This is a genomic window from Polycladospora coralii (assembly GCF_014773435.2).
Classification (GTDB): domain Bacteria; phylum Bacillota; class Bacilli; order Thermoactinomycetales; family Thermoactinomycetaceae; genus Polycladospora; species Polycladospora coralii.
Genome location: NZ_JACXAG020000002.1, coordinates 256,392 through 270,279 on the forward strand (window position 1 = coordinate 256,392; position 13,888 = coordinate 270,279).

Genomic DNA, 13,888 nt, shown 5'->3' on the forward strand with positions numbered 1-13,888 from the left:
AGACACATCGTTGCACCTTGTTTATTAGAATGAAAGTATATACGTTACCCTTTTTGAACAGAAGTATACGTCCATTTTAACAGAAGAAACACATTTAATCTTCTCATGTACACTGACCAAACTAAAAATGAACGGTTGTAACAGGTGCAATGTGTATACGAATCAAAACTTGCAACGAAAAGTGTTTGAATAAATCTTTTGACATTTTTTGTTGAGATTGTTATTATATACATATGGTGATAATGAGAATCGTTATCATAAAATCGCACTATACGTCTAACAGTTAATTAAACACGAGATAGATGAACCAGTCCCATTGTCTGCAATCAAACTTTAATCGAGTTTATTAGGGCTTCAAATACCATATAAAAAATATTGTTCCGCTTATAGATTTATGAAGAGGATTTGGATTTACTTCGCATGACTCGTGTAATGTTCACTTGTAGATGTCATTAAACATGAAAGAGGTAATATTTTATGAGATCTAAAGTTGCTTTAATTACAGGAGCTGCAAGAGGTATTGGAAACAGGGTTGCAAGTGAACTGGCTAAGAGTGGAATGCATGTCGCTTGTTTAGATCAAGATAGTGGATTGTTACATAAGCAGGTAAGAGACTTACAATCTAACGGTTATACTGCTTTTCCATATGAAATTGACGTGAGTGATCCGGATCAAGTGGAGCAAACGATTGAAAAAATTGAGCGAGATGTTGGTCCGATAACGTATTTAGCTAATGTGGCGGGTGTTATGCATATGGGAACTGTCGATGCTCTTTCAAATGATGATTGGACCCATACGTTTTCAGTAAATGCAACGGGAGTCTTTAACCTTTGTCGTGCCGTGAGTAAGCGGATGATTCCTCGTAGGGAAGGTGCCATTGTAACTGTCGGATCAAATGCAGCCAGTACACCTCGAATTGGGTTTTCTGCCTATGCTGCTTCAAAAGCTGCAGCTACAATGTTTACCAAATGTTTAGGGTTGGAACTTGCTCCTCATAACATTCGTTGTAATGTTGTATCTCCAGGTTCGACTGAAACCGAAATGCTTCAGTCTGTTTTGACTGGTGAAGATAGCGTACAACAATTTATTAAAGGTGTACCGGAGTCCTATCGATTAGGAATCCCTCTACAGAAAATCGCGCAACCGATTGAAATTGCAAATACAGTGCTTTTCTTACTTTCTGATCAAGCATCACATATTACCATGCAAAATATTTCCGTAGATGGGGGAGCAACGCTAGGCGTATAAAGAAAATAATGGTGGAGGTAAGATAGATGAATCGTTTAACAATGGTTAAAGATAAACCAACTCGGTTGGTAAGTGACTACGAAGAAGGGGATTTTTATTTAGCTTCACCCGAAGGAACGATTTTGGGTAAGGGGTGCGTTGAAAAAGTAGCTGTTGCATTGAATAAGGGAGAGAACGAATCATTAAGCAAGGAAGTCCGAAAGGCACTAGATAGGGCACAAAAAAATGGATTTCATAACCCAATTGTAGTAGGAGCAGTTCCATTTGAGTCTGGAATAGACCCAGAACTTTCGATTCCAGAAAAGGTTGCATATGCTAAACCGTATCGAGGTGATCGAACCTCTTTTAAAACCGAAATGAAGTTTGATCATAATGAGCTAAAATCCGTGCCCAGCTCAGAGGTATACATAGATGGAGTAAAGCGAGCACTAGAGCAAATTAAAAATCAAGACTATCAAAAAGTAGTCCTATCAAGATCCCTACAGGTCCAAACGAAGGGTCGAATAGAAGTTAAAGAAATTTTGAAAAGATTATCGGACCGGAATGCAGATGGCTATACATTTGGTGTTCATTTATCTAATAAACAAAATAGTACAACATTTATTGGGGCAAGCCCTGAACTTCTTGTCTCTCGACGTAAGAACCGGGTAATCGCCAATCCACTTGCTGGATCGAGAGCACGCAGCCTTGATCCAGAAGAAGATGAAAGAAGAGCAGCCGAACTCATGATATCCGAAAAAGATTTACATGAACATGCTTTAGTAGTAAATGAAGTATGCAAAGGATTAGAGGGACTATGTCCTGAATTGGATGTTCCAGAAAATCCGTCATTGATAAAAACGGAAACCATGTGGCATCTATCAACGGTGATTACAGGAAAACTTTCTAATCCCGAAATGAGCTCTCTAGATTTGGCAATGGCTTTACACCCCACACCTGCAGTTTGTGGATATCCAGCTGAAGCTGCCTATCAAGCGATTCGTGAAATAGAGCCATTCGATCGCAATTATTTTACTGGCATGGTAGGCTGGTGTGATGCACAGGGTGATGGTGAATGGGTGGTTGCGATCCGTTGTGCAGAAATAAATGAGAATTCAATGACTTTATATGCGGGTGCCGGGGTTGTTGCTGCTTCTAAACCAGAAGAAGAATTAGCTGAAACAGGTGCTAAATTCCAAACCATGTTAGATGCAATGGGATTACAAAAGTAGATGGCAAGGGGAAGGTGAGAATTAAAATGTTAGCAGGATGTACAGCATGGCCCCTTGAGATTGCAAATGCATATCGTCAGGCTGATTGTTGGCGTGATGAAACATTTGGTTCCATGTTAAGAAATAGGGCTCAAATCTATGGTGATCGCATTGCCATTACCAGTGAAAATCAACATGTAAGTTATCGAGAGCTTGATGCTAAAGTAGATCAACTAGTAACCGGGTTTGTCAATCTAGGGATAAGAAAAAATGATCGTGTTATTGTACAGTTGCCTAATGATATTGAATTTTTCCAAGTGTGTTTTGCATTGTTCCGTTTGGGGGCTCTACCTGTACTAGCTTTACCGACTCATCGTTATAATGAAATTTCGTATTTTAGTCAATTTGCTGGAGCAGTTGCGTATGTCGTACCTCAAACTTATTTAGGTTATGATTATATGCCGATTGCACGGAGAGTACGAGAAGAGGTTTCTAGTTTACAACATGTAATAGTAGCCAATGGATATACGACGGAATTTACGTCTTTGTCAGAACTATACGTTCAAGCACAAATGAATCAATGTGAAGTGAAAGCAGGAGATGTTGCCTTTTTTCAGCTATCTGGTGGAAGTACGGGATTATCCAAACTTATTCCTAGAACACATGATGATTACATATACAGTTTGCGTATGAGTAATGAAGTTTGCCAAATAACAGAAGAGAGTGTTTATCTAGCGGTGCTCCCCGTCGCGCACAATTTCCCTCTTAGTTCTCCTGGCGTTCTAGGAATCTTGTATGCTGGTGGCCGTGTGGTGCTTTCGACTAGTCCGAGTCCAGATGTTGCTTTCCCACTTATTGAGCGAGAACGTGTGACCATTACGGCTATGGTTCCACCGATTGCACTTATCTGGTTAGAGGCGATAAAAACGCGAACCTTTGATTTTTCTAGTCTAAAAGTATTACAAGTGGGAGGGGCTAAATTGAGTGAGGAGAGTGCCAAGCGCATTCAACCTGCTTTTGGCTGTGTTTTGCAACAAGTATATGGAATGGCAGAAGGGCTTGTAAATTATACGCGTTTAAATGATTCTGAAGATGTGATTTTTCAAACACAGGGGCGTCCAATGTCTCCTTTCGATGAAATCCGAATCGTGGATCATAATGATCAAGAGGTAGAGCAGGGAGAAATTGGAGAATTATTAACGAGAGGCCCTTACACGATACGTGGATACTACCTTGCGGAAGAACACAATGCGAAATCCTTTACGACGGATGGCTTTTATCGTACGGGTGATTTAGTGCGTTTGAGTTCAGAGGGTAATATTATTGTTTCTGGACGTGCTAAAGACCAAATTAACCGTGGAGGAGAAAAGTTTGCAGCTGAGGAAGTCGAAAATCATCTCCTTGCACATGCTGATATTTTGGATGTAGCCATTGTTTCAATGCCGGATGCTTTTCTAGGAGAGCGCTCATGTGCTTTTATTATTAAACGCGGGCAAGCACCTACGCTTGCAAAGATTAAATCATTTTTACAAGAACGTGGTCTAGCTATATATAAGATTCCTGATCGTGTTGAGATTGTAGATACTTTTCCGTTAACACCACTTGGAAAAGTAAGCAAAAAAGCACTGCGACAGCGCTTTTTTAAACAGACATAAAAAATGAATTACAGATGGGGAGATTTTTCTCATCAAAAAAATGAAATCATCAAGTAAAAAGGAAGTGAATGTATGGGAATTCCAACAATTAAGTCCTATCCAATGCCAAAAGAGAATGAACTACCCAAAAATAAAGTGTCATGGGATATCGACCCAAACCGCGCAGTATTACTTATTCATGATATGCAAAAATATTTTTTAAAAACGTTTGAAAGTGAACAATCACCAGTTGTTCAGTTAATACAAAACATTCAACTCATAAAAGACGAATGTGTAAAAAATGGGGTTCCTGTTGTCTATACGGCCCAACCCGGGAATCAAGACCCTGGAGACCGTGCCTTATTGCAAGATTTTTGGGGGCCGGGGTTAAGAGATATCTCCGAACATACAGCCGTTGTCGATAAACTAGAACCTACTGAGCAAGATCTTGTACTGACAAAATGGCGTTATAGTGCATTTCAAAGAACAGACCTACAAGAAATCATGCATAAACAGGGGCGTGATCAGCTCATTATTTGTGGTGTGTACACTCATATCGGATGTCTCCTAACAGCGTCTGAAGCATTTATGAGAGATATCCAAACTTTTTTTGTGGCCGATGCAGTAGCGGATTTTTCTTATGAGGACCATATAATGGCTTTGAAGTATGTGGCATCGCGCTGTGGATTTGTTACAACAACGAATCATCTATTAGAAAAATTCAAGTCAGAACCGCAGATCATTACATTAGATCAATTAAAAGAGCAAGTTGCAGAGCTTTTAGACGAACCGCCCAATGCTCTTTCAGAATCGGAAAACTTAATCGATCGCGGGCTAGATTCAATTCGTATGATGAGTTTAATCGAGGAATGGCGCCAAATTGGAATACAAGTTGATTTTATGTCCATGACTGAAAATCCAACCTTATTGCACTGGATGAATTTATTATCCTACTCGAAAACATAGATCTAATGTTTAAAAGTCATTTAATTAGGAGGCGAAGATATGTCACAGACAGAACACCATCGACGTGCCCTTACAGGTGCTCAATCTGGTATATGGTACGCACAAAAGCTAGACCCCCACAATCCGGTTTATAATACGGGTGAATATGTAGAAATAAAAGGATTCATTCATGAGCAACATTTTGTAGATTCCATCCAACAAGTTGTTATGAATGCTGATGCCTTGCATATGAAATATGGAGAAGATGAAGAAGGCCCTTGGCAGCAAATACAAACAGAAAAAAAATTCCATTTTTCGTATCGAGATTTGAGTGAAGAGCCAAATGCTTGTAAAGAGGCGATGGATCAAATGAGAAAAGATCTACAAAAGCCGATAGATCTTTTCTCGCAACCCTTGTATAATCAAATACTCTTTAAAATAAATGAGGATCATTTTCTTTGGTTTCAGAAAATGCATCACATTGCACTGGATGGGTTTGGATTTACGCTACTGGCTCAAGCTGTTGCGAAAGTATATTCTGCAACGATTTCAGGAAGAACGTATACAGAACCATTGTTTGGTTCTTACCAAGATGTATTAGAAGAAGATTTTCAATATCGAGCGTCTACTAAACTTTCCGAGGATCGCCTCTTTTGGAAGAAACAATATGCGGATCAACCAGAAGTAGTTAGTCTTACAAATCACACTCTGAAATTGCCTAGGCAAACGATTACGGTGTCAGGTCTATTGGCACATGCTGATCAGGAAAACTTACGTAAACTAGCTTCGGATTGTAAGGCGAGTTGGCATGAGATTCTCATTGCATCTATGGCAATCTATATCCACCGCTTAACCGGATCGAAAGACGTGATTTTAAGTCTTCCGATGATGGGACGATTGGGTTCCTCTGCTCTTAAAGTACCTGCAATGGTCATGAATTTACTCCCTTTGCGTTTACGCATAGGTACAAGTATGAGTATGAGGGAACTGATCAAGCATATTCAAATGGAAATGCGTACGATAAGAAAATATCAGCGCTATAGACATGAAGAAATGCGCAGAGATCTACATTTGCTAGGAGATAATAAGCGACTATTTGGGCCGCAAATCAATATTATGCCATTTGAGTACTCGCTTGATTTTGCTGGTGTAAAAGGAACAACACATAAATTGGCAACAGGACCAGTAGAAGATTTATCTTTCAATATCTATGATCAACAATCCGGTTCTGGTCTAAGGATTGACCTTGATGCCAATGCGGATATGTATGAGGAAGAAAGTATACGGTTACACTTGCAGCGATTTATACATATGGTTACAAGCATGACACGGGTAAACACTGATGTGAGTGTCGGTAAGGTTAATTTATTATTACCAGAAGAGAAAAAATGGGTGATTGAGGACTTCAACCAACCTTTAATGTCATTACCTGAACAAGACTTAGTCCAGATGTTTGAAGCGCAGGTATACGCAGATGGTAAAGCTGAAGCTCTAATTTGTAATGATGTAACATTGAGCTATAACGAATTGAATCTACAGGTGAACCGTCTAGCTGGTTTACTTACGGATCATCAGATAGGTCCAGGCCAGTTTGTTGCAATTGCTCTGCCGCGATCGGTTGATATGGTTGTGGCGATGTTAGCTGTTTTAAAGACGGGAGCCGGTTATTTACCGATTGACCCTACTTATCCAACGGATCGCATTGCTTATATGTTACAAGATACAAAGCCTGTTTGCGTTATTACCAATAAGGATACGCATACCGAGTTACCTCACTATGAAGGTAATCACTTCATTTTGGATGAAGTGGAGTTTATAAACAAACTGACACAATCTGATAAAAAGACATTTGTACCGGCTCATTTGATTTCCCCATCACATCCTGCGTATGTCATATATACTTCGGGTTCGACTGGAAAACCGAAGGGCATTATGATTAATCGAGGAAGTTTAATTAACTTTTTGGAAGATATGCGACTGAAATTTCATTTGGATCAAAGGGATCGCTTTTTGGCTGTTACGACGATTTGCTTTGATATTTCCATACTAGAAATTTTTCTTCCACTTTTAAGTGGAGCTACATGTGAGATTGCACAAAGAGAAATAGTTCAAACCCCTGCACTACTTGCTAAGCAAATTGTTAATCGAAAAATAACTATTATGCAAGCAACTCCCACACTTTGGAAAACGCTTGTAGCAGATTATCCTAGTGCGCTACATCATTTAAAAGTATTAGTTGGTGGAGAGGCACTCCCGCATGCATTAGCTCAAGCGTTACGGGAGCTTAACTGTGAAGTCACCAATCTTTATGGTCCTACTGAAACAACAATTTGGTCATCTGCATATCACCTTTCAGAGTATCCTGATGATCCACCTCCTATCGGAAAGCCGATACTAAATACACAAATGTATGTATTGGATCATGCTTTAAATCCACTTCCACCCGGAGTAGCAGGCGATCTTTATATCGCTGGAAAAGGCTTGGCAGATGGGTATCTCGGTCGTCCTGACTTAACAGCAGAACGCTTTGTAGCCAACCCATTTGGTCCTCTAGGTACAAGGATGTATCGCACGGGTGACATTGCACGTTGGAGCAAAAATGGAACACTTGAATATATAAACCGTGCAGATCATCAAGTGAAAATTAGAGGATATCGAATCGAACCTGCTGAAATTGAAGCAGCGATTGCAAAATACAATACCGTGCATCAAGTGGTCATTATGGTTAGAGAGGATACAGCGGGAGATAAACGAATTGATGCCTATATAGTTCCAGTTTCAAAAAGCGAGCTGGACGTAAACGGACTTCGTCAATTTTTGGGCTATTCTTTACCCGACTATATGATTCCAAGTACATTTGTGGAGTTAGAAGCGATGCCACTTACGCCTAATGGAAAATTGAATCGTAAAGAGCTTCCAGTGCCTTATATTCAAACGCATGATAGGGGGCGTGAGCCAAGAACGCCTCAAGAAGAGATATTATGTGATTTGTTTGGCGAAGTACTGGATATAAAGCGAGTAAGCATTGATGATCGATTTTTTGATTTAGGTGGTCACTCCCTCTTAGCGGGTAAACTGATGAATCGAATTCGAGAAATTTTTGGTGTTGAACTTGGAATTGGGACATTGTTTGCTTCTCCTACAGTATCTGAACTGGTGAAACAATTGAGCCGAGGAAAACCATTGCGACCTCCTATCGTAAAAGTGGAAAAACCGTCTAAAATTCCACTTTCGTTTGCACAAAATCGTCTCTGGTTTCTTCATCAAATGGAGGGGCCAAGTCCTACATACAATATTCCTGTTGTAATGGAATTAAAAGGGAAATTAGATCGTGATATCTTAGATGATGCCTTATTTGATTTGGTAAAAAGACATGAAGTTCTTCGTACTATTTTTCCGGAACAAAATGGCGTGGCACAACAAATGATTTTGGATCCAATGGATGCTAAACCTCAGATTCATGTTACATCTTGCACAGAAGAATCATTACAGAGTGACAAAAAAGCAGCGGTTGGGTATGCATTTGATTTGGCTAAAGAACCATCGTTTCGTGTTGAATTGCTAGAACGATCAACTGATCATCATGTTCTAATTCTACTACTCCACCATATTATTGGTGATGGCTGGTCACTTCATCCATTAATCAAAGATCTGGAATATGCTTATAAAAAACGTTATCAAGGACAGGCGCCTGATTTTGAAAAACTTTCTGTGCAATATTCCGACTATGCGATATGGCAGAATCAGTTACTAGGGAATGAGGAAGATCAAAATAGTTTAATATCCTCTCAGATGGATTACTGGAAGCACACCTTGGAACATATACCTGACGACCTAGAATGGAAACGAGATTATCCACGTCCTGCAGAATCGACTTATCGGGGAGAAACGCTAACTTTTCAAGTGAAACCCGTACTTCATCGTTGTCTTATCGAGTTGGCTCGTGAAAATGGAGTCAGTTTATTTATGGTGTTACAGGCTGGTTTAACCGCACTAATGACTCGACTAGGAGCGGGATCTGATATTCCATTGGGCAGTCCAATTGCAGGGAGAAATGATGATCATATTAACGATTTGGTCGGATTATTTGTTAATACACTTGTGTTACGTACAGACACATCCGGCAATCCGAGTTTCCGAGATCTAATGGGCCGAGTACGAAAAGTAAACATTGCAGCTTATGAAAATCAAGATCTCCCATTTGAACGAATTGTAGAAGTGTTAAATCCCCCTCGATCTCGGGCAAAGCACCCTTTATTTCAGATCATGTTAGCATTACAAAATACGCCTGACCTTGAATTGGATTTACCTGAAATAGATACGGACATTTCGATATCCCATACAGGCACAGCCAAATTTGATCTTACCTTAGAGTTTAGAGAGACTACAGATGAGGATGGAATGCCGAATGGATTAGATGCTTTTCTAGAATATAGCACGGATCTATTTGAGAAAAGCTCAATGGACGAATTTGCTGAGCGGTTGATACGATTTTTGACAGCTGTAAGTGAAAATCAAGATCAACCTATTGGGCAAGTTAAAATCCTAGGTGACTCTGAATACCAGGCCCTCGTTCCAATCGTACAGGATTATGAAAAAGTAGATCATACGCTGATCTCTTTGTTCGAAGAACAAGTTAATATCCACCAAAATGAAATTGCACTTTTTTTTGAAAACGAAAAAATTTCATATACGGATATAAATACAAGAGCAAATCAGGTTGCGCACCGCCTCATCCAAATGGGAATAGGACCGGAGCAGTTTGTTGCTCTCGCTGTACCCCGATCAATTGAAATGGTTGTAGGTTTGCTAGGGATCTTAAAAGCTGGAGCTGCTTATGTTCCACTAGATCCTGCCTATCCAGTCGATCGGCTAGCATTTATGATTGCGGATGCTAAACCAACATGTTTGCTAACGATGACGGAGACAAAGACCAGCTTGCCGGATATCAAAGACATTCCAGTGGTTGATCTGAGAGTAGTTCAACAAGAACAATTTTTACTCTTGCACAATCCAAACAATCAGGATCGTGTACAGCCTCTTATGTCAGCTCATCCAGCTTATGTCATTTATACTTCCGGATCGACGGGAGTACCTAAGGGGGTTGTGGTTCCACATCAAAATGTCATGCGGCTCTTTGAAGCAACAAAGAATTGGTATCAATTTAAGTCAGATGATGTGTGGACCCTTTTTCACTCTTATGCATTTGATTTTTCAGTTTGGGAATTGTGGGGAGCGCTACTTTATGGTGGTCGGCTTGTAGTTGTACCACACGATGTAAGCCGTTCACCCCGTGATCTACTTGCTCTATTGGTGAAGGAAAAGGTTACCGTTTTAAATCAGACTCCCTCAGCTTTTTATCAATTAATACAAGCGGATCGAGAGAACACTGAAATTGGTCAATTTCTGCAATTGCGCTATGTGATTTTTGGAGGAGAAGCACTAGAAACTAGTCGATTAAAAGATTGGTATGACCGGCATCCCGTAAATCAACCCAAATGTATTAATATGTATGGGATAACTGAAACAACAGTACACGTTAGCTATTTAGAATTGAATTCTCCAATTGATGATATGAATGGCAATAGTCTAATTGGAAGTCGCATACCCGACTTAGGTGTGTATGTATTGGATGAGTGGTTACAGCCTGTACCGATTGGTGTTAAAGGTGAGATGTACATATCAGGGAATGGATTAGCACGTGGCTATTTAAACCGTCTAGGATTAACTGCTGAAAGATTTATTGCTAACCCCTTTGGTCCTCCTGGATCTAGGATGTATCGAACGGGTGATCTTGCACGCTGGCAGTCCATCGGTAAGTTAGATTATCTAGGTAGAGCGGATCAACAGATTAAGGTTCGAGGTTTTCGGATTGAATTAGGAGAGATTGAAGCAGTTATGAATGACTTTTCTGAAATAGACCAAGTGGCTGTGGTTGTTAGAGAAGATCAACCTGGAAATCAGCGTCTCGTAGCTTATTTTGTAGGTTCATCTACATCAGAGTGTGATCGTGGACAACTGCGTCAATATCTATCCAGCCGTTTACCTGAATATATGGTTCCTTCTTCCTTTGTGCAGATTGGATCTTTACCGTTAACGCCTAATGGAAAGTTGGATCAGAAAGCTTTACCAGCTCCTGACTTTGCAGCAGAAGTGTCAGAAAGCTTACCCAGAACCCCGCAGGAGGAAATGTTATGTCATCTCTTTATGGAAGTTCTGAATCTACCGCGCATAGGAATAGAGGATAGTTTTTTCGAATTGGGCGGGCATTCTCTGCTTGCAGTTCAATTAATGACACGTATTCGTGATGAGATGGGAATTGATCTTAATATTGGAACCTTGTTTACTTCTCCTACTGTAGCAGGTCTTGCAGAAAAGTTAGAGATGGGAAATAATCAAAGCTCATTAGAAGTATTACTCCCCCTCCGAGAGAAAGGTGAACGATCACCGTTATTCTGTGTTCACCCTGCAGGTGGACTCAGTTGGTGCTATGCAGGGTTAATGTCATCACTTGGTCGAGAGTATCCGATTTATGGTCTACAGGCACGTGGTATTGCTCGAAAATCAGATCTACCACAGTCTATCAATCAGATGGCAGAAGAATATATCAGACAGATCAAAACGGTTCAGCCTGAAGGGCCATACTATTTGTTAGGTTGGTCGTTAGGCGGCAATGTGATTCATGCTATGGCGACGCACTTGCAAGCACTGGGGGATGAAGTTGCCCTTGTTGCAATGCTTGACGCTTATCCTAGTCATTTTCTGCCCATTAAGAATACACCTGATGACGAAGAAGCATTGATTGCACTCTTAGCTCTTGGAGGTTACGATTCAGAGGAGCTTGGAAATCAACCCTTAGACTTACAAGGTGCCCTCGACATTCTACGAAAAGATGGCAGTGCACTCGCAAGCTTGAAAGATGAAAACATATTAAACTTACGAGAGACCTATGTGAATTCAGTAGGAATCTTAAGTCGTTACAGTCCAACGGTTTACAATGGTAATCTTCTGTTCTTTCGATCAACGATTATTCCAGAATGGTTTGATCCCATTTCACCAGATTCATGGAAGTCTTATGTGAATGGTGAGATCGAGCAATATGATATCGTTTGTCGACATAAAGATATGTGTCAACCGGAGCCGTTAGCCGAGATTGGAAGCATTTTAGAAGAGAAATTAAGAAAACTAACAAGCAACTTTACGGTCAGTCAAGTTTAGGAGGTTAATAAGATGAGTAATCCATTTGATGAGGTTTCAGGTCATTTTGTTGTCCTGATGAATAAGGAAGGACAGTATTCACTATGGCCAGCATGGATTGATATACCAGCAGGATGGAATGTTCAATATGGGGAAGATAGTAAAATAAACTGCCTTGAATATATTAATACACATTGGAAAGATCTGGCCCCTAGGCATTTGCAGAAAGTAAAAGAGATTTCTTATGAAAATTAGTATACAGAAAGATGTTAGTAAAAAGCGTATAGTCATGATAGTTTATGTACTAGCGATGTTTATGGCTGCACTTGATGCAACGATTACAAATGTAGCATTGCCGTCTATTGGAGCGACTTTTCAAGTGCCTCCTGCAGCAACAGGTGCAATAAATGTCGGCTACCTAGTGAGTCTGGCCATGTTTTTACCCGTTTCGGGTTGGCTGGGTGACCGGTTTGGCACAAAACGTGTCTTCTTATTTAGTTTAATGACGTTTACGATTGCTTCTTTATTGTGTGCAGTGGCACCTAACCTTTTTATGCTTAATGTATTTCGTGTGATTCAAGGTGCTGGTGGAGGATTACTTACACCTGTGGGAATGGCTATTCTTTTTCGAACATTTTCACCAGCAGAACGTCCAAAAATTGCTCGTATGCTTGTGCTTCCCATTGCGGTTGCACCAGCGCTTGGGCCGATAGTGGGTGGAATACTTGTAGATTCACTTTCATGGAGATGGATTTTTTATATCAACTTACCCATTGGTCTATTGGCTATTTTCATAGGTCTATTATTTTTACATGAGCATGTGGAAGAAAAACCAGGGCGTTTTGATATAAAAGGTTTTCTCTTATCTGTACCAGGCTTTTCGATGTTGATCTATGCATTAACACAGGGTGCTTCAAAAGGGTGGAACGCTCCTGAAGTCGTCATTACGGGAGTGATTGGTCTTATATTAATGGTAGTGTTGTGTGTCGTGGAATGGAATACAAGTGAACCGATGCTAAACTTACGGTTGTTTAAAGATCCTGTGTTCCGAAATATGTGTATGATTTCATTTTGTTCGGCAGCCGCATTATTTGGGATGTTGTATGTGTTTCCCTTAATGTATCAGAATGCATTACAAGCTTCGGCTACGGATACAGGGTTAACAACATTTCCTGAAGCACTAGGGTTAATGCTTTCTTCCCAAATGCTTCCTCATTCATTAAAAAGACTAGGTGTCAAACGATTAATGATTGTTTCATTGATAGGATCTATCGTTGTCTTTACACTAATTGCAATCTCAGTCTCTGCAAACCCTTGGTTTATTCGTTTTCTTATGTTCAATGTTGGGATATTTTTAGGGCATGCGGTTGGAGCAGTACAGGCAACTGCATTTCATAACATTTCTCTTTCTTCTATGGGAAGAGCGACGACTTTGTTTCAAGTGCAAAATCGTTTAGGATCAGTAGTAGGTGTAGCTATTCTAGCAAGTGTGATGGGAGTAATGGAGGGACAAGTGGGAAGTCAACAAATCGATTTAATGACGTATCAGTGGTCATTATTTGGTTCTGCAATATTTTTATCCCTTGCTCTTGTTGTAGCAATTAACTTGAAGCAGCTGGATACAGTACCTACAAAAGCGATGCCTGTAAAAGCTCCAGCTAAAGCCAATTAATT

General features: G+C 40.2%; 7 protein-coding genes. All 7 read left to right on the forward strand.

The annotated features are described in order from the left end of the window. Positions 1–477 precede the first annotated feature (477 nt). The 7 genes from IC619_RS05445 (at position 478) to IC619_RS05475 (ending at position 13,886) form a co-directional block, all read left to right on the forward strand. Entirely contained in the window at positions 478–1,248 is a 771-nt protein-coding gene (locus tag IC619_RS05445; protein ID WP_191139098.1) for a 2,3-dihydro-2,3-dihydroxybenzoate dehydrogenase, read from the forward strand. A gap of 26 nt (positions 1,249–1,274) precedes the next feature. After that, complete coding sequence (dhbC, locus tag IC619_RS05450; protein WP_191139097.1) at positions 1,275–2,459, forward strand: isochorismate synthase DhbC; 1,185 nt, start codon at positions 1,275–1,277, stop codon at positions 2,457–2,459. Positions 2,460–2,485: 26 nt separating this feature from the next. After that, positions 2,486–4,093 carry a (2,3-dihydroxybenzoyl)adenylate synthase gene (locus tag IC619_RS05455; protein ID WP_191139096.1) on the forward strand — a complete coding sequence of 536 codons (1,608 nt, stop codon included), beginning with the start codon at positions 2,486–2,488 and terminating at the stop codon, positions 4,091–4,093. Positions 4,094–4,165: 72 nt separating this feature from the next. Further along, a complete protein-coding gene (locus IC619_RS05460; protein WP_191139095.1) occupies positions 4,166–5,038 on the forward strand; it encodes an isochorismatase in 873 nt (290 codons plus the stop codon). Between the two features lie 39 nt (positions 5,039–5,077). Then, positions 5,078–12,235 carry an amino acid adenylation domain-containing protein gene (locus tag IC619_RS05465; RefSeq protein WP_191139094.1) on the forward strand — a complete coding sequence of 2,386 codons (7,158 nt, stop codon included), beginning with the start codon at positions 5,078–5,080 and terminating at the stop codon, positions 12,233–12,235. 12 nt (positions 12,236–12,247) lie between these two features. Next, positions 12,248–12,469 (forward strand): MbtH family protein, encoded by a 222-nt coding sequence (locus tag IC619_RS05470; RefSeq protein ID WP_191139093.1) that lies wholly within the window; start codon positions 12,248–12,250, stop codon positions 12,467–12,469. 1 nt (position 12,470) lies between these two features. Then, on the forward strand, positions 12,471–13,886 hold the full coding sequence (locus tag IC619_RS05475; RefSeq protein WP_430624103.1) for an MDR family MFS transporter: 1,416 nt from the start codon (positions 12,471–12,473) through the stop codon (positions 13,884–13,886). The last annotated feature ends 2 nt before the right edge of the window (positions 13,887–13,888 follow it).